Source organism: Pseudoalteromonas distincta (assembly GCF_000814675.1).
In the GTDB taxonomy this organism is placed as follows: domain Bacteria; phylum Pseudomonadota; class Gammaproteobacteria; order Enterobacterales; family Alteromonadaceae; genus Pseudoalteromonas; species Pseudoalteromonas distincta.
In genome coordinates this window covers 29840-46598 of record NZ_JWIG01000001.1, presented here as the reverse complement: position 1 = coordinate 46598, position 16759 = coordinate 29840, and the positions used below count along the sequence as shown (strand labels likewise).

Genomic DNA, 16759 nt, shown 5'->3' with positions numbered 1-16759 from the left:
CCTTAATTAAAATAAGCAATGTAATCAAATTACTGGCGCTATGAGTATGAATAACGCATAATTGAGCGACTGCTCACTTATGCGTTTTTTACTTATGTATGATTCATACTGTTTCAAAAGACGCTTTAAATTTTTTAGTAAATAAAAGAGAGAATGTAATGATTAAAGTAAGCGTACTATACCCAAATAATGAAAGTGCTACTTTCGATATGGACTACTACTGTAAAACACATTTACCCCTAGTTGCAGAGTTAGTTGGTAAAGCGCTTATATCAAGTAGTGCCGATGCAGGTTTAGCAGGTGGCGCACCTGGCGAAGCGCCAACTTATATTGCTATGGGGCATTTAGTGTTTGAATCGGTAGAATCTTTTCAGCAAGCCTTTGCACCTCATCAAGAGGTAATAGCCGCTGATTTAGTTAACTTTACTAACGTGTCTCCAGTAATTCAAATTAGTAATATTGCGGGTTAAATTACACGCTAAATACTAATTTAAGAACTACTTAATAACCCCTACCGCATTTAGTGCAGTAGGGGTTTTATTTTAACTGCAATAAAAGGGCTAGCGCTCTGTTTTAAGTAATATTAGTTCTAATATTTAGATGTATTAAAGTTGCTTCTGTGTTGATTATGAAAATGATAAGAGTTATCATTTAGCTTGTTGGCTATCTACACTTCTCCCAGGAATTATCATGTTTAACCCTAATTATTTGGCATTAAGTATTGCTGCGTCTTTTTCTGCTTTTTCTAATATGGCATTTGCAGAGCAAAATAACGATATTGAAAAAATAGAAGTAACTGGCCGTGCCCAGCAATTTTACCTAGAAACAGAAACTAAAATTGGTACCAAAACTAATTTAGATCTTATTAAGCTTCCGCAATCGGCTCAGGTATTAACCGAGCAACTTATTATTGACCAAGCCGCGCGCGACATTACCGATTTATACCGCTCAATTGCGGGAGTGAGTGAATACAGTTACTCAGGCGTTACTTTTCGTGGTTTTAGAGACGATGCCAATGTATTTTACGATGGCGTACGTGGCGACCCATATTCGGGCTTTGGTGTACCGCAGTTATTTAATGTTGAACGTGTTGAGGTTTTAAAAGGGCCTGCCTCTGCTTTGTATGGCGGTGGCGAACCTGGTGGGATGATTAATTACGTAACCAAAAAGCCAAGCTACACACAAAAACGCGAATTAAAGCTTACTTTGGGTAACTACAACACCCGAGGTGCATCACTCGATATGACGGGTGGTTTAAGCGATACAATGGCTTATAGATTGGGTGGTTATTATGAAGAGCAAGACAGCTTTCGTAACAATGCAGACTCAAAAAACACCGAGCTGACAGGTGGATTGTTATTTGATTTAAGTGATTCAACAACCCTAACCACAAGTGTTGACTACATTAAACAAGACCTAGGCGGAAACCGCTTACGTGGCGTACCGGTAGATGACAACGGTAACTTTTTAGTTGACCCAAGTTATAACGCGAATGAGTCGTTTGATTATCAAAATATGGAAGCTTTGGTGCTTCAAGCAGAACTTAGCCATTATTTTAATGATGATTTTTCGTTAAGTACTACGTTTCGTTACATGGATAACGAGCGAGACCAAGCCTACCATGAGTCGCAAAGCTGGGTAGATGTAAATGGTGATGGCGTTGCCAATATAGATGACGAAACGATTAAGCGTGAATACCGTAAGCAATTTCGTGCCAATAAAGAGGCAAGTGTAACCACCGACTTTGTTTATAACTTTGGACAAGGACAATTAACCCATCAGTTTTTATTTGGTGGTGATTACCACACCGTTGATACCGAATATGACTACTTTCGTGCTCGATATGAGGCCGATGGCGTCGCTAATTTAAATGTTTTTAATTTAAACTACGGTGAAACCGACCCAAGTACTTATAACCTTACCGACATGAACCGCGATGGCGTTGATACCGACCGATTTGGTGTATACGCGCAAGACGTAATTAGCATAGGCGAGCAGTGGACAATAATTGCAGGCCTACGCTATGACCATTTTAAAGAGTTTAATCAAGAAACTGGTTTTAGTTACTCAGATAACGATATAACGCCGCGCGTTGCTGTTACTTATCAGCCAGTAGAAAACACATCGGTATATATTAACTACTCAGAGAGCTTTAACCCTACATCGTCAGCCGACCAAGAAGATGTAGAAGGCGAAGGTAATTTAGAACCAGAAACCGGCAAGCAAACCGAGCTGGGTATGAAAAACCAATGGCTCGACGGCAAAATAATGAGCACCTTTGCAATTTACCAAATTAATAAAGAAAACGTGGTAATGAGCAACCCTGACGATACGGGAGCGGGGGATGGCATTGCTGCACTTTTAAATATAGGTGAAGTAGAAAGCCGAGGATTTGAAACAACTTTAGTCGGTGATTTATCAGCGCACTGGACCGTAACGGCTAACTACGCATACAACGATACGCAAGTGGTAGACGGCGTAACGGGTGATACGCTTTCAAATACTTTTGGGGACGGTTCGCGCTTTGCTAATGCACCACGCCACCAGGCAGGTTTATGGACTCGCTACGCTATTGATTCAATTGACTCATCAATTGCATTTGGTGCAAATTACGTAAGTGAGCAACTTAGTACCAGTGGCCAAAAAGTAAAACCATTTACTGTATTTGATATGAGCTGGACGAGTCGCTTTGATGACGTATTACTAAGTGTGAATATTAATAACCTGTTTGACAAAGAATACGCGGTTAGTGGATTTAGTGAACGAAACGGCCACTTTCCTGGCAGCCCTCGTGAAATTATTGGGCAAATAACTTACAAGTTTTAATACTTATTAGCGCGAGAGTTACTCGCGCTTTTTTAAGTGTCGCCTTGCACCTTTTTATCACTATTAAATTTAGCGGCTTCTTGAGTCGTGTTAATAGCCGTAATAGGGAAGGGGATTACAATACCTTCTTTTTTATAGCGTTTATGCAGGGCTTTTATAAAAGCAGATTTAACCCAAAAGCGATTAAAGTATTCTTTAGCTCTAAGCATTACCGTAAAGTTAATGCTTGATCTATCAAAGGTATGAAAAACCACAAAGGTATTGTAATCATCAACGCCCCATTCGTGTGAAATAAGTATTTCACGAGCCACTTCAAGTGTTACTTGTTCAACAAATTCTAAATCTGAATCGTAATGCACGCTTATATCAACAGGCACGCTTAGCTCTTTTTCAGGGTAAAAGTAATTAATAATACGCGACTTAGATAATTGGCTATTAGGTATAATAATCATATTGTTGGGTAGCATTTTAACCCATGTAGATCGCCAACCTATATGATCAACAAAGCCTTGCTCCTTAGATTCAAGCTCAATAAAATCACCCACCCTTATAGGTTTATCTATTACAAGCTGCACGCCAGAAAAAAAGTTTTCGAGGGTAGGTTGCAAAGCAAGGGCAACAGCTAGTGATGTAATACCTAACGAGGCAATAATAGGTGTAATAGAAATACCTAACGTGCCCATTAAAACCAGTAATCCCACTGACGATAATGTAACGCGTATCACGCCTTTAATTATGCTTTTTGAATTAAAAACCACGGCAGATTGTTTACCATAGTAATTAATAGTGCCAATAATAAAGCGGTCTAAAAACATAATAAGTGCAAGCAGCGCTAATACAATATTAATGCTATTAAAAGGGATCTGTTGAGAAATAGAAGTACTAATAATGAAAGTGTCGTGCTCTAAAATGGTGAGTAGCACAATAATTGTGCATAGTGTTAGCGGCTTAGATATTGACTCTATTAGTAAAGTATCGAATATAAATTTGGTTTTTGAAGTCCATTTTTTTAGCCAGTACATTACAAAAAAACGAATTAAAAACAGTAGTATAGCTATAAGTAAAAGGGAGGACGCTGCGCCTAACCAAGGTGTGTTGTTAGAAAATTCCAGCGCTTTATTTAGCATAACTTAAACCTGTACAATATAGTTTTATATATATTGCAGCAAGTTATGTACCTTTGTTTGGGTAAAAGTAGCTGCCGAGTTTAGTCGGCAGCAAATATTATACTTTTTTGGCTAACCACATACCGCCTAGCACGGCTGCAAAAAACAATAAAAACTCCATTTTAAGAGATACTAATTGAACCAAGCCCGGGCCTGGGCATATACCACTTAAACCCCAGCCTAAACCAAAAAGTACCGAGCCGATAATTAAGCGCGCATCAATTTTTTTTAAATCACTTAAATTAAACGTTCCTGAAAGAAGTGGCTTCTCTTTTTTTGCAACCCATAACCATGTAAGCATCATTATTAGCATGGCAACAGCCATCACTATAATTAAGCTTGCGTCCCATTGGTTTCCATACGTAAGAAAGTTAATCACTTTAGCAGGGTTTGTCATCCCGCTAATAATAAGTCCTAAGCCAAATATAAAGCCTATAACAACCATCATAATTGCTTTCATTATTTATCCTACAAGGTTTGCTGTAATGAAGGCGACAAGCATAAATGTGCATGTTGCAACCCAAGAGCGAGTAGAAAAGCGCGACATGCCGCACACACCATGGCCACTTGTGCACCCATTAGCTAACGTTGTACCAGCGCCAACTAAAAGCCCTGCAACAACAATAAGCCAAGACGGTAATTGCAATTCGCCTTCTAATAAAGAAGGCGCAAATACCCTTACAGCGACTCCTGCCAACAATAACCCTAAAATAAAGTATAACTGCCAACGAGAGTCTGAATTTGCTTTAGCGAATACAGATTTAACAATGCCTGATATACCCGCAATTTTTCCGTATAAAACAAGTAATAACGTACACGCTATACCTATTAATGCCCCGCCTATTGCAGCCGATACTGGGGTGAATTCTGTTATCATTTTTAAATTTCCCAAACAATAGAAACGCCTAAGCCGGTTTGTTTCATTTCGATTGATAATTGTTGATTAGGCGCTAAGTAGTTAGCACCCGTTACTTTTTTTGCTGGCGAATAAAAAGCCATAGCGTTTAATTGTACCTTGTTGGTAAAAGAATGGCTAAAGCCAGTAGTAAAATGCCACTCTTGAACACCCGGGGCTAAAATATTAAGCAAAACGTTTGATGAAGGAATAGGTTGCTCGGTATAAGATACCCCAAAACGAATTTTTTGTTGCGATGTACGTTGCCACTGATAGCCAAGCTTATAAATAGTCATATCGTTCCAGCCAAACCCAGCTCCTGCATCAGCCCCTAAAGGTGCTGACATCAAGTTACTGATTGGATTTGCAATACTTTTTACTTCGCTGTAATTTATTTTTTGCCAATCAAATACAACCTGATTAGCTGGGGTAAGCTTATAAGCTGCACCAAGTTGAAACGAACTTGGCAGATCAAATCCGCCTTGTTCTGCAAACAAACCTTTATAGCTATCAAATTCTTGCATAGACACTGATGAGCGGTAACTTGCCCCCCAGCTTAATGACGAATTTATATCTTGGCTAATACCTAGTTGAATGCCTAAGCCTGTGCTTGTATCGGTGCCATTATTTGTAAGCGCTTGGGGTGATTGCGAAAAAGGAGCAAAGTTTCCAAGCCCTTGCGCTTCAAACTGTTGCACCACGTAAATAGGGGATACACCAAGGCGTGTTTGTTCATTCAACTTATAGCTTACTGTTGGGCTAATAAAGAGTTGTTTTAAATCAACGCCCGTTGTACCAGCGTAAAAAGTCCCCTCAGGAGAGGATTCTGCGCCGTACTCGGTATTCATACCGCCGTTGCCATACACTAATAAACCAATATTTACTTTTTCATTTAATTGATGGCCAATAGCAAACTCTGGAATTGCAAATACGGTGTTGTCGCTTTTTTGTGTTTTTGCTTCAAGATAAAATGCGCCAGGGTAAAAAGTATCTACTTTTGATGCAGTATATTTTCGTTCAGGTGAAAAAAGCTCTAAGCCCAGTGATAGCTCTGTTCCGTTAGGTAAAAAGGTTGCTGGATTATTAGCGCCAGACATTAACTCTTCTGACAGCGCTACACCTGCGCCAGCCATGCCTTTGTGGGTCATGCCATAGCCGTGAGTAAAATAACCATTAGTAGCAAATGCACTGAACGAACCTAACGCACACGTTAAAGCTAAGCCTGAAATTAACTGTTTTTTCATTTTAGTAAATACATAAAGTTGGAATGGGCGGACAATAGCTAATATTTGATATTCTAAAAAGGAATTTAAATAGATTAGTTATAATAAAAGGTAATGCGGCAATGGTTATAAAGTTAAAATAAATGAGCGTAGATTGCTATTCAGCCTTAGCTTAAGTTAAAAGTTTCGCTAACGTATTGAGCTGTAGTGATATTTAAGTATGCAATCGGTAGCTATAAACTTTGGTAGTAAAAGCTTGCTGGTAAAAGGAGCGTTTACGTATTAACAGCAGTTTAAAATATATTTATTAATTAACGTTGAGCTTATCCAAACAATCACTCTTAAATAACGCCATTGTATGTAAAAGCAAAGCGGCGATTAATATCACCGCTTTTAAAAAATTACATAGATTCGAGCGTTTTACCGCGTGTTTCTTTTATGTATTTAACAACAAAAAATATGCTTATAAGCGCCGATAACGCATAAAAGCCATAAGCACCGGCAAGGCCAATGTTAGCCAGCATAATAGGGAAGGTCATGGTAATGGCAAAGTTAGCAATCCATTGTGCGCTAGCTGCAACAGCAAGCGCTGCACCACGAATACGATTATTAAACATTTCGCCTAACAATACCCATACAACAGGGCCCCAACTTAAGCCAAAAAATACCACAAATAAGTTAGCCATAATAAGTGCAAACGTACCCATGTTATCGCTAAGTGCAAGTTTGCCTGCGTCATCAAGGCCTGCACTGCCAAATATATAAGTAAGCGCGCTTAAGCTAATAAACATACCAATACTGCCTACTAATAGCAGTGGTTTACGGCCAATTTTGTCAACTAGGGCAATGGCAATAAAGGTCGATACAATATTAGTAGTACCTGCGAGCACATTTATAAATAGCGATTGCGACTCATCAAACCCAGCGGCCTGCCAAAGCTCAGAGCCGTAATAAAACACCACGTTAATACCCACAAATTGCTGAAACACACTCAGCGCCACACCCACCCAAACAATTGGGTGTACTTTTTTACTGCCATCAATAAATAAATCACGAATACTTGGCTTTGTATCGCTATGCAAGGAGCGTTTAACATCGCTTATTTGCGCATCAACGTTGTCGTTCGATATTTTACTAAATACCGATTTTGCATCATCCACTTTACCTTGCGCCACTAAATAACGAGGCGACTCAGGAATAAACAAAACACCCACTAAAAACAACACAGCAGGCACAAGCTCAGCCCAAAACATCCAGCGCCAAGCGGCTATATCAAGCATTAAAATATTTTGCGCGCTGCCTGCTGCATCAGCAATTAAGTAGTTACTTAAAAAAGCAGCAAATAAACCCAATACAATAGCGAGTTGTTGTAATGTAGCTAAACGACCACGTAGTGCTGGTGGCGCAACTTCAGCAATGTAAGCTGGCGCTAATACCGATGCAGCACCAATACCTAAACCACCAAATAAACGGTAAAAAATAAACTCCGCAGAGCTTTCGCTAATGCCCGAACCAAATGCACTAATGGCAAAAATAATCGCGGTGATGATCATAATTGCACGCCGACCAAACTTATCAGCCAGCGGCCCCGCAGCAAGCGCACCTAAGGCGCAGCCAAGTAACACAGACGCTACATTAAAGCCCGTAGCCACACTGCTAGAATTAAATGCATTACCGAGAGCCGATACCGTGCCGTTAATAACGCCCGAGTCAAAACCAAACAAAAAGCCACCAATAGCAGCCACAGCCGATATAAAAATTACGTAAAAAAGAGAAGTGTTTTCAGCTGTGTTGGCTGAGAGGGAAGGCGGTGTGTGCGTTGTCATTATATGCCCTGAAAGTTAAATTAAATATAAAGGAGCATAATATCGTAAAGCGCTATGGTTGAATATGCTTGTGCAGGAACCAATTTAGTGCCTTTTGATCAATTACAATTATTTTATAGGCTCCTTTTCTAGTTGCCTCTGTGTACTGTGATGTTACCGTAATAATTATTAGCAACTTATAAAGTGAGCCATAAAAGCAGAGCAACCGGTGGATGTTTTAGTAGGTATTATCGAAGGTAGGAAGTCTATTATTCATCCGGCACGCGGTGCAACTTAGTTGTTAACTAATTGAGATTAGTGTAAAAAGAACCTTTAATTGAGGGAATGTTTATGGATAAAAATCTTGGTTTTTTATCAATATTAATAGCTGTCATAGGTTGTTCTATTATTACGTTTATATTTTTTAACCGATTCACTTTCTCATTAGATGCCTCATTAGATAGCTGGGTGAAAACAGCAACTTACTTCAGTAGTGTTTTTTCGCCACTTTTATTGTTTGCATCTATATTACTACTTTACCGTACTTGGAAAGACTCTAAAACAGCTCTGGATTATCAGCGAGAAGAGTTGATAGCTCAAAGGCACAACTATGAAAGGCACATCAAAAATCAAGAACTCAAAGACAAGCTGGAGATTTTTGCACGAAGGGTAAGAGAGTTGTCCGAGAAATTTACAAACCAAAAGATGAGTACGCTTATTAATAATATAGATCTGGCGAACAGGATCAACCAACTTGAGTATAATTCGCTGAATAACAATATAATAGCAAGTTTCAAATTAAATAAGACCTCAAGTGAAGCATTATTGAAGTCTATTGAGAAGATAGATAAACATGCTTTATCCCATATATAATATTTGATTATTGCTACACATCGTCACTGACCTTAGGGGATGTTTTTGCACAAAGTTTTTATGAAATAGAAAATGATGATGATTTATATCATATCTTGAAGAAGGCTAAGAATTCCCCAGACTATTATGTGAAATATATCATTGCTTATGCTTTGATTAGCAGTAGTGATTTAGTCGTAGAAATCAGGGCTTTTTATTCACTTATACATCAGATAATCAATTTAGATGAAGTTAATAAAAAACTTTTCGTTGATGAGCTTTTATTGAATTTCAATGAACGCATTGCCCAGAATCTTATCCATATAAATAAGAATACACCCAATGACGCGCTCAATATACATTAATTAAAAATCAAAAGCGTCAAATATCAATTTGATAATTACTGAGCATCCTCTCATTTCTGTGAGTTGAAATAATATTCATAATGCGAAGTTTTCCCTTACTCAGCTAGTACCTTACTTCTCAAACTTCTCAAAGTACTCTTTTTGCAGCTCTATAGTCAGTGCTTTAGGGCGAATGCCTTGTACTAGGCTGTATACTTCTTCTTTTGTGTAACCTGCCGAATTTAAAATAAGCGCAGCGACCAAACCTGTACGTCCTGTGCCGCCTTTACAATGTATGGCAATGGTTTGTTTGTGTTGTATGGCCTGTAATATGTCGGTTTTGTGGGTGTTCCAGCTTGATGTAAAAGGCTGTTTGGGTGCTTCGTCGTCATTTATAGGTAAATGAAACCAGGTTATATCGTGCTTATTGCACTCACTATTAATTGTTTCTACGTTGTTTTTTTCAAGTTCTTTTTGCGGCATAAGCGACAGCAGCACGTTAGCGCCAGCAGCTTTTAATGTGGCGATTGAATCCGCTAAGTTTTGTGTTTTTGTGCCTGGGCAAGGCGTAAAAATAATATTTGCGCCGTTATTGAGTGATAAAACATCGTACGGATGCGCGTTCATGGTAAGTCCTTTATTTTTAATGAATTTGCTTTAATAAGCTCACTATAGCGTGTTTTAGTTACAAGTTTAAGATTGAATAATAAGCACAAATGCTAGATACTGTTTTTATATACAGTTGTGGCGATATTATGAAAAAAGAATTACCAGCAAAATACTATTTAGCGCATTTTAGAGAGCTTATTGAGTTTGTAACAAGTAAATGTATGCATTTGCTTGAGCCCAAACATAGTGAATTTATTAGTAAAATTAATCAGCTAGATGAGCAAAGCCAGTGCATGTTGGCGCGTGTGTACTCGCGAAAGCCTTATTTAGTGCAGGCGCAATCGCTTAATTATGAAGAAATAACCTCGCCGCATCAGGCTATTTATACGCTAAAAAAAGCCGGTATTTTATTTGAGCCAAACGAGCAGCATTATTCGCAGCTTTTAGCGCACTTAACTAAGCCTTCTTTGGTTGAGTTGCTAAGTAATTACAGTGAGCAAATAAGCTTTAAAAAAAGCGCCGCTAAAGGCGCGCTGGTGGAAATTGCGCGTGAGTTTTTTAAAGCATGCCCACAAGAGCTTGCGCCACTTTATAGCCAGTATGTAATTAACAACCGCAGTGATTACTACGAATATTTTGAGTTTTTATTTGCAGGCAAACTAAGCAGTGGTGATGTGAATCATCAAAACCGTTTTGTAATGCGAGACTTAGGCTTAACTGCTACGCGCGAAGGACACAGCGAGAGCTTGTCGCGCTTTGAAACACTTGACGAAGCACAATCAAACTATTTATTAAACCGTTACCGGTTAGCATTTAAAAATATTACAGATGAGAGCGATTACGTTGCTTTAGCGTCGCAGGTTTTAGTGCAAGCTGCACATGGTGCAATTGCCGTTGTATTAAAAAACAAACTATTAGTTAGGCTTTATAGGCAGCTAAAAACAGTTGATAGCGAACTTGCTTTTAGTTTACTTGAAGGGTGCGTGGATGATAGCGAAGCACAAGAAATTCAAATAAGAGAGCAATACAGGCTTGGCAATAAAGAGTGGGTAAAAGCTCGATTAGAAGCCATTATCGAAAACCCACTTACTGATGATTTACTTTATTTTGCTGACGATTTTTTAATGCGTAAGTTTAATAAAAAAACACGTTCGCGTTTAAGTGCCATGCTTGCCGACACCCAATGCGTGCTAGAAATAGATGAACTGTACCGAGGTGAAGTAGAGCAGGGCGTAAACGATTATTATACTCGCCAAGGTATGCAGGTATTTAATACCGAAAACACGCTTTGGCAAAGTTTGTTTGGTTTAGTATTTTGGCATGAGTTATTTGTGGAGTCGCCTTATCCGCCGTGCAATGAGTTTGATATTTATCCGCAAGTATTAAGGCTTGGTAATTTTTATGAAGCGCAGCAAACACAGATAAACGAGCGCTTAGCTCAGTGCAAAACGTCGCAAGCATTACTTAATTTAGTATGCAAAAATGCAGCGCAATACTTTGATCAGCCCAATGGCTTATTTAGATGGCGCAGCAATTTATTAGAGCCACTAGAAGCGCTTATTTTAAACAGCCCACTTGAGGCACTAATTGCGCACTTAACGGCTATGAGTAAACATTATTTACAGCTAAAAGACGGCTACCCCGATTTAATGGTTATTAATAATGGCCAAGTACATTTTGAAGAAGTAAAAGCTCCAGGCGATAAGCTTAGGCGCAACCAACTTACCACCATAGATAATTTAAAAAATGTGGGCTTTACGGTACATATTGCCGCAGTTAAGTGGTTTGTAGATCCAAACCGTGTTTACAGCGTAGTTGACATAGAAACCACGGGCGGCTTAAAAGGCGGCAACCGAATTACCGAAATTGGCATAGTTAAAGTACAGCACGGTAAAGTAATTGATACTTGGACTACACTTATTAATCCGCAGCGCCATATACCTGGCTTTATTACGTCATTAACCGGTATTAGCGACAGTATGGTTTACAACGCGCCTGTATTTGCCGATATAGCCAAGCCGCTATTAGATAAACTCTCAGGCAGTATTTTTGTAGCCCATAACGTTAATTTTGACTATGGCTTTATTAAAAAAGAATGCGAGATGGCAGGGCACTTTTTTAAAATGCCAAAAATGTGCACCGTGGTTGAATCGCGCAAAGCGTTTAAAGGCTTAAAGTCGTATTCGCTTGGTAACCTTAGTGCGCATTTTAATTTAAATTTAACCAGCCATCACCGCGCATTGGCCGATGCAACCGCCACTGCCGAGCTGTTATTGCTGATACAAAATAGCGAAACGCTAACGCAGTAGAGTATTAACTTACCTTTAAGTATTTGAAATTTAGGTAATAAGTGGTTTTATTGTAATTTTTTAATTTATTTTGGAATAAAGTGTTTTTGTAAATCGTCTTCTTTATGTCAATCCGACAAACTAGAGGACAAAACAATGACTAAATTAAATAAAATTGTAAGCGTAATGATGTTAAGCGGTGTGTGTACTTTTACAGGTGCAGTTCACGCCGCTGATATTGAAATATCTCAGTCAACGTCGGCGCAGCAACAAACATCTACATCTATTGCGCTTTCACCAAATGGTTTAACAGCCAGTGGTAGCAACGAGTCAGACGTATCTAACGATACACAGGTAACGGCTGATGGCTCGCAAGATACAGATTCAACGGCAAATAATACACAAACTTCAGCGCAAGAAAGTAGCGAGGCCGCAGAGCCTGCAAGTTCATTAGTTGCATCTGCCAGCTCGTCTTTAAATAACTCATTGAACGCATCGTCTTTAAATGCCACAGGCAATACCACAGTCAATACAGCACTTGATGCAACCGCGCATTTAACCTCATCGGCGGGTAATTTAACAACCGCTGTGAGTCAATCGTCATTACTTTCTGTTAGCTCTGAGCAAGCCGCTCAGCCTGATACTACTGATACACCAACAAGTGCCTCTTTACTGTCAAATGTGAGTAGCTCTACAGATTCAGTAACACAAGCTGATGCAACAAATGCGCTTAATGCGGGTGAGCTTACAAACCAATTAGCAATTACTAATACGGCTGCAAACTCAGTGAGTTCAGCACTGCAGGTAGGTGATGCAATTAATACCAGTAATGAAGTTGTAAGTAGTGTTCAGCAATCTTTAATTGCCAGTGTGCAAGACAGTACGGTTAGTAGTTTACAAAGCACAGTACAACAAAGTGTTAGCGGGCAGGTGAGTGCAGCGGTTACTGATCAAATTAGTAACGATGTAGCACTTAGCACCGCAAGTGAAGTAGTAACCAACATTACTAACGATTTAGACCTAGGCCTTTAATACGCCAAGTGCTTGCACAAATGCCGAATAGGGAAACCTATTCGGCCTGTTGGAGAATAAATATGAAAGCAGTTATAACCGCCACATTGTGTGTTTTTAGTGCCCAAGCGGTGCTTGCACAAACCAACCACGTTAAAACACCTGAGCAAAATAAACCCTTTAAAAGTAGCCTTGAAGTAAATGCAGATGCAGAAGTTGGGGTTTTAAGTAATTCGGCGCTCTCTGTTCAGGAGCTTGACGATATTTCGTCGCAAAGCGACAGCGGCATAAAAACCGCAGCAGGTGTTAATGCAAAATGGCAATTAACCAAAGGCGCTAAATTAACCTCAAGCTATCAGTTTGAACAACAAGACTACGATGAATTTGATCAATACGATTTAGACCTTCATCAATATGGTTTAGATGGCAGCTACAGCTTTAATAGCCATGAGCTAGGGGTTCGTTACGATGGCGCAAAAGCAAATGTAGATGGCGAAACATTTTTACATTTTAATCAAGCTAGTGCTTACTATGGTCATTTTTTAAACCCGCATACGTATTTACGTATGAGCATAAAAACCAAAGCTAAACGTTTTGCTACTGCAAAAGCACGTAATGCCGATGGTGTAGGTGCCGATGTAGCGCTTTATCATTTTATAAATAATGGCCAAACCATGCTAATGGCAGCGCTAAGTGCCGATAAAGAAAACGCCGACGACAACCAATACGACTTTAACGGTTACGGTTTTACTACTAAAGTTACGCACAAATTTACGGCCTTTAATGTGGCTAACAAAGTAGGGGCTGGCTGGCGTTATCAAAATAAAGATTACGATGAGCAAACAACGGGTGATTTTTTTGAGCAAATACCGTCGCGAGATGAGCACCGAAATGTAGTCAATGCGTTTTATAACCTAGCTGTATTTGAGCACGTAACATTAATAGCCGAGGCTGAATATGGCGATTATCAATCAAAGCTTAGTAGTAATACCTATACGCAATCGGTTTTATCGGCGTCAGTTAAAGTGCACTTTTAGGTGGGTAAATGGCGCCATAACCAAAGGTGGTGTCTTTGCCTTGCTCGCCTAAATCGACGGCCAGCGAAGTCAGCTCGTTAAGTGCTTTAGTTTTATTATTACCATGCTTTAACAATAAACAACTTAATGCCGCGCTTACATGCGGCGCCGCCATTGACGTACCCGACTCCCTCCCAAATTTTCCATTGCCTTGGCTTGTAACAACATTTACACCAAGGGCTGCAAAGTCTATGTAATCGCCTTTATTTGACCATCTATAAATGTGGTTTTTTGAATCAATAGCACTTACCGCTATCACGCTTTTATACGCGCCTGGGTATAACGGCTGCGACGCTGGCCCTTGGTTACCTGCAGCAGCTACAATTAACACGTTTTGTTTTATTGCAGCAGTAATACTTGCTTCTAAAACTGCGTTATTTGGCCCCGTTAGGCTCATATTTATTACGGGTATTTTATTGCTGACTAACCAGTTAAGTGCTTCTACTATGGCAAATAAAGTAGCTCCTTGCGCATATTCAGATTGCCTATAAAACACCTCTGCACTGTAAAGCTTGGCACTGCTTAAAAGCGGGCTGAGCGTTGCTCCTTTACCTGTAATTAACCCCGCTATGGCGGTGCCGTGTAAATTTGGCGAGCTTAACCCTTTAGGTAAAAAGCTTTGCGTGGTGATATTGGCGCCTTTAAAAGCACTGTGTTTGGTATTAATGGCGCTGTCGATCATGCCAATTTTTACGCTTTGTGTGCAGTAAGGAGCAACAGGCTTATTTTGTGTTACTTTCACGCTAGGCTCGCCTGTTTGCGCTTGGTAAATGTGGTTTCGGTCAAGTATTGCAGACTCATCTAAGTTAAGCGCTTTTAATAACTCACTTTTAGAATTAACACCTTGGGGTACGTTAAAGCGCACTAAGCTCATGTTAAGTGCGTTGTAATTTTTTACCGATACAATGGTTACATTTTGCTGCTTTAGGGTATTAAGTTGTTGGCTATTTGCCATTAATAACCATTGGCGCTCTATTGCTCTAAAGCCGTTTTCAAGCTCTACTTCAACAAATGCAGTGTTTTGGCTATTTATATTAATGTTAAGCACATTGGGTAAGCTGCTAATTGGCTCACTTATTTGCGCTTTTAGTTCATCAATCGATATTTGTGGAACAGGCACCGGAAGCGGCAGGCGTTGTGCTCGCTCTATAGTTTGTTCAATACGCTGCTCTATTGGGCTTAGCTGCCCAAGCACCTGATCGACTCTTACTATATTAGCTGAACTCGTTGCGCTAAATATAAAAAGCGAAGCGGCTATTATGTGTTTAACGCGTGTGTTTTTAATATTCATAGTGGGTTACTTCTATTAAATTTATCATGCTGGTTAGTTAACGTTTAACACATAGAAATATTTCATTATTTAAATTATTTTGATTATTTGGGAATAAATGTTTTTTTGAATCGTCTTCTTTATAAAAGGGGTAAAAATCAATGAACGAAACTCTAAAAATCTTATTGCCCATGCTTAGGCGTTTTGCCTATTCGCTAACGGGTAGTAAAGCAGATGCAGACGATGTAGTGCAAATAACAATTGAAAAACTATTAGTAAAAGGCATTCCGGATGACGTTGAGCCTGCTAAATGGGCATTTAAAATTTGCCGTAATGTGTGGATAGACGAATACCGCTCACGCAAGGTAAGGCAAAATAAGGCTCAGGCCGATATTTTACCAGAGCCAATATCAAGTAATGAGCACCAAACACTCGAAAACAAACAAATGCTTAAAAATGTAAATACAGCACTTGGGCAATTACCCGAAGAGCAACGCGCCATAGTATCGCTGGTGGCAGTGCAGGGCATGGCCTATAAAGAGGTAGCACATACGCTAGATATACCTATAGGTAGTGTAATGAGTAAATTATCGCGTGCACGCAGTACACTTTATAACTTAATAAAACCCGACTTTAAAAAGGAGCAAGTATGAACATTAACGACGAAACACTTAGCGCCTTTTTAGACTCAGAACTAAGCGAGCACGAAATGGAGCAAGTGCGCAAAGCCCTTGAAACCGATGATGAGCTAGTAATGCGACTTGCAGAGCTAAGCGAAGTAGACATGCGAGTAAAAGAGCACGCAACAAGTATTGACGACGCACCACTTAGTGACTCATTAGCTAAAATGGTTGCAAAGCTTGATATGGCAACGACAAAAAACACGTTAAACAGTAATGTAGTAACGTTAACGCCTTGGCAAAAGGTTAAGCAATCGACTAATAAAAGTTTAGCAATAGCAGCAAGCGTTGCTGTGGTATTTGGTGTTGCAATGACGAGCTATTTACAACCCAATGAGTCGCAAAATTTAGTAGCCAGTAATACAGCCTCGGCCCTTAATACGCAGCTAAGTAGTGGTGTGTTTGAGCAAAGTGATGGCTCACTATTTAGCGCGCAGCTAAGTTTTAAAAATCAGCAAGGTGAGCTTTGTAGGCAGTATGCACTAAGCTCAAATAATACAACGCAAACAAGCATTGCTTGTAAAACACAAAGCGGTTGGCAAATTAAAGCGCAAACAGCCACGCAGCAAAGTAACAATGGCGCGCAATATCAAACGGCGTCTAATAACAGTGAATTAGATGCTGTTATAGATAGCATGATCAGCGGCGCACCACTAGATAGAGTGCAAGAGCAGCAAGCAATTAGCGCAAAGTGGCAGTTAAACAAATAATAAT

General features: G+C 39.5%; 15 protein-coding genes. 8 read left to right on the top strand and 7 right to left on the bottom strand.

Annotation, left to right across the window (positions count from 1 at the left end):
- Nucleotides 1–158: 158 nt before the first annotated feature.
- On the top strand, nt 159–470 hold the full coding sequence (locus tag QT16_RS00180) for an EthD family reductase (RefSeq protein ID WP_002958288.1): 312 nt from the start codon (nt 159–161) through the stop codon (nt 468–470).
- A gap of 220 nt (nt 471–690) precedes the next feature.
- The gene (locus QT16_RS00175) at nt 691–2826 is read left to right on the top strand and encodes a TonB-dependent siderophore receptor (protein ID WP_039484307.1); all 2136 of its coding nucleotides are present in this window, start codon (nt 691–693) and stop codon (nt 2824–2826) included.
- Between the two features lie 32 nt (nt 2827–2858).
- Here the strand turns inward: QT16_RS00175 and QT16_RS00170 are convergent, their stop codons facing one another.
- The 5 genes from QT16_RS00170 to QT16_RS00150 form a co-directional block, all read right to left on the bottom strand.
- The gene (locus QT16_RS00170; RefSeq protein WP_002958286.1) at nt 2859–3953 is read right to left on the bottom strand and encodes a mechanosensitive ion channel family protein; all 1095 of its coding nucleotides are present in this window, start codon (nt 3951–3953) and stop codon (nt 2859–2861) included.
- Between the two features lie 97 nt (nt 3954–4050).
- Nucleotides 4051–4452 carry a DUF6691 family protein gene (locus QT16_RS00165; RefSeq protein ID WP_002958285.1) on the bottom strand — a complete coding sequence of 134 codons (402 nt, stop codon included), beginning with the start codon at nt 4450–4452 and terminating at the stop codon, nt 4051–4053.
- A 3-nt stretch (nt 4453–4455) separates the two neighbouring features.
- Nucleotides 4456–4869 carry a YeeE/YedE family protein gene (locus tag QT16_RS20480; protein ID WP_082007390.1) on the bottom strand — a complete coding sequence of 138 codons (414 nt, stop codon included), beginning with the start codon at nt 4867–4869 and terminating at the stop codon, nt 4456–4458.
- A 2-nt stretch (nt 4870–4871) separates the two neighbouring features.
- Nucleotides 4872–6131: an OmpP1/FadL family transporter gene (locus QT16_RS00155; protein WP_039484298.1), complete on the bottom strand. Its 1260-nt coding sequence runs from the start codon at nt 6129–6131 to the stop codon at nt 4872–4874.
- A gap of 380 nt (nt 6132–6511) precedes the next feature.
- The gene (locus QT16_RS00150) at nt 6512–7936 is read right to left on the bottom strand and encodes a sugar porter family MFS transporter (RefSeq protein ID WP_039484294.1); all 1425 of its coding nucleotides are present in this window, start codon (nt 7934–7936) and stop codon (nt 6512–6514) included.
- 330 nt (nt 7937–8266) lie between these two features.
- Between QT16_RS00150 and QT16_RS00145 the strand changes: the two genes are divergently transcribed.
- Nucleotides 8267–8788 carry a hypothetical protein gene (locus QT16_RS00145; RefSeq protein WP_039484290.1) on the top strand — a complete coding sequence of 174 codons (522 nt, stop codon included), beginning with the start codon at nt 8267–8269 and terminating at the stop codon, nt 8786–8788.
- Nucleotides 8789–9243: 455 nt separating this feature from the next.
- Here QT16_RS00145 and QT16_RS00135 read toward each other — a convergent pair whose 3' ends face one another.
- Nucleotides 9244–9738 (bottom strand): phosphatase domain-containing putative toxin, encoded by a 495-nt coding sequence (locus QT16_RS00135; protein WP_039484285.1) that lies wholly within the window; start codon nt 9736–9738, stop codon nt 9244–9246.
- 89 nt (nt 9739–9827) lie between these two features.
- Between QT16_RS00135 and QT16_RS00130 the strand changes: the two genes are divergently transcribed.
- The 3 genes from QT16_RS00130 (at nt 9828) to QT16_RS00120 (ending at nt 14056) form a co-directional block, all read left to right on the top strand.
- Complete coding sequence (locus tag QT16_RS00130; protein WP_039484282.1) at nt 9828–12029, top strand: exonuclease domain-containing protein; 2202 nt, start codon at nt 9828–9830, stop codon at nt 12027–12029.
- A gap of 135 nt (nt 12030–12164) precedes the next feature.
- Complete coding sequence (locus tag QT16_RS00125; RefSeq protein ID WP_039484280.1) at nt 12165–13040, top strand: hypothetical protein; 876 nt, start codon at nt 12165–12167, stop codon at nt 13038–13040.
- A gap of 62 nt (nt 13041–13102) precedes the next feature.
- Nucleotides 13103–14056 carry a surface lipoprotein assembly modifier gene (locus tag QT16_RS00120; protein WP_039484278.1) on the top strand — a complete coding sequence of 318 codons (954 nt, stop codon included), beginning with the start codon at nt 13103–13105 and terminating at the stop codon, nt 14054–14056.
- Here QT16_RS00120 and QT16_RS00115 read toward each other — a convergent pair.
- The gene (locus QT16_RS00115) at nt 14040–15386 is read right to left on the bottom strand and encodes a S8 family serine peptidase (RefSeq protein WP_039484275.1); all 1347 of its coding nucleotides are present in this window, start codon (nt 15384–15386) and stop codon (nt 14040–14042) included. The two genes, QT16_RS00120 and QT16_RS00115, sit on opposite strands and share 17 nt — an antisense overlap.
- Before the next feature lie 140 nt (nt 15387–15526).
- On the opposite strand from QT16_RS00115, the gene QT16_RS00110 reads away from it, so the two are divergent.
- A complete protein-coding gene (locus QT16_RS00110; protein ID WP_039484271.1) occupies nt 15527–16018 on the top strand; it encodes an RNA polymerase sigma factor in 492 nt (163 codons plus the stop codon).
- Nucleotides 16015–16755, top strand: a complete 741-nt coding sequence (locus QT16_RS00105; RefSeq protein WP_039484268.1) for an anti-sigma factor — start codon at nt 16015–16017, stop codon at nt 16753–16755. The genes QT16_RS00110 and QT16_RS00105 overlap by 4 nt, the downstream gene beginning before the upstream one ends.
- Nucleotides 16756–16759: the final 4 nt, after the last annotated feature.

Excerpts from the sequence above, each read along its gene's own strand:
- QT16_RS00180 (WP_002958288.1), top strand. The coding sequence starts at position 159 with ATGATTAAAGTAAGCGTACTATACCCAAATAATGAAAGTGCTACTTTC.
- QT16_RS00175 (WP_039484307.1), top strand. The coding sequence starts at position 691 with ATGTTTAACCCTAATTATTTGGCATTAAGTATTGCTGCGTCTTTTTCT.
- QT16_RS00170 (WP_002958286.1), bottom strand. The coding sequence starts at position 3,953 with ATGCTAAATAAAGCGCTGGAATTTTCTAACAACACACCTTGGTTAGGC.
- QT16_RS00165 (WP_002958285.1), bottom strand. The coding sequence starts at position 4,452 with ATGAAAGCAATTATGATGGTTGTTATAGGCTTTATATTTGGCTTAGGA.
- QT16_RS20480 (WP_082007390.1), bottom strand. The coding sequence starts at position 4,869 with ATGATAACAGAATTCACCCCAGTATCGGCTGCAATAGGCGGGGCATTA.
- QT16_RS00155 (WP_039484298.1), bottom strand. The coding sequence starts at position 6,131 with ATGAAAAAACAGTTAATTTCAGGCTTAGCTTTAACGTGTGCGTTAGGT.
- QT16_RS00150 (WP_039484294.1), bottom strand. The coding sequence starts at position 7,936 with ATGACAACGCACACACCGCCTTCCCTCTCAGCCAACACAGCTGAAAAC.
- QT16_RS00145 (WP_039484290.1), top strand. The coding sequence starts at position 8,267 with ATGGATAAAAATCTTGGTTTTTTATCAATATTAATAGCTGTCATAGGT.
- QT16_RS00135 (WP_039484285.1), bottom strand. The coding sequence starts at position 9,738 with ATGAACGCGCATCCGTACGATGTTTTATCACTCAATAACGGCGCAAAT.
- QT16_RS00130 (WP_039484282.1), top strand. The coding sequence starts at position 9,828 with ATGCTAGATACTGTTTTTATATACAGTTGTGGCGATATTATGAAAAAA.
- QT16_RS00125 (WP_039484280.1), top strand. The coding sequence starts at position 12,165 with ATGACTAAATTAAATAAAATTGTAAGCGTAATGATGTTAAGCGGTGTG.
- QT16_RS00120 (WP_039484278.1), top strand. The coding sequence starts at position 13,103 with ATGAAAGCAGTTATAACCGCCACATTGTGTGTTTTTAGTGCCCAAGCG.
- QT16_RS00115 (WP_039484275.1), bottom strand. The coding sequence starts at position 15,386 with ATGAATATTAAAAACACACGCGTTAAACACATAATAGCCGCTTCGCTT.
- QT16_RS00110 (WP_039484271.1), top strand. The coding sequence starts at position 15,527 with ATGAACGAAACTCTAAAAATCTTATTGCCCATGCTTAGGCGTTTTGCC.
- QT16_RS00105 (WP_039484268.1), top strand. The coding sequence starts at position 16,015 with ATGAACATTAACGACGAAACACTTAGCGCCTTTTTAGACTCAGAACTA.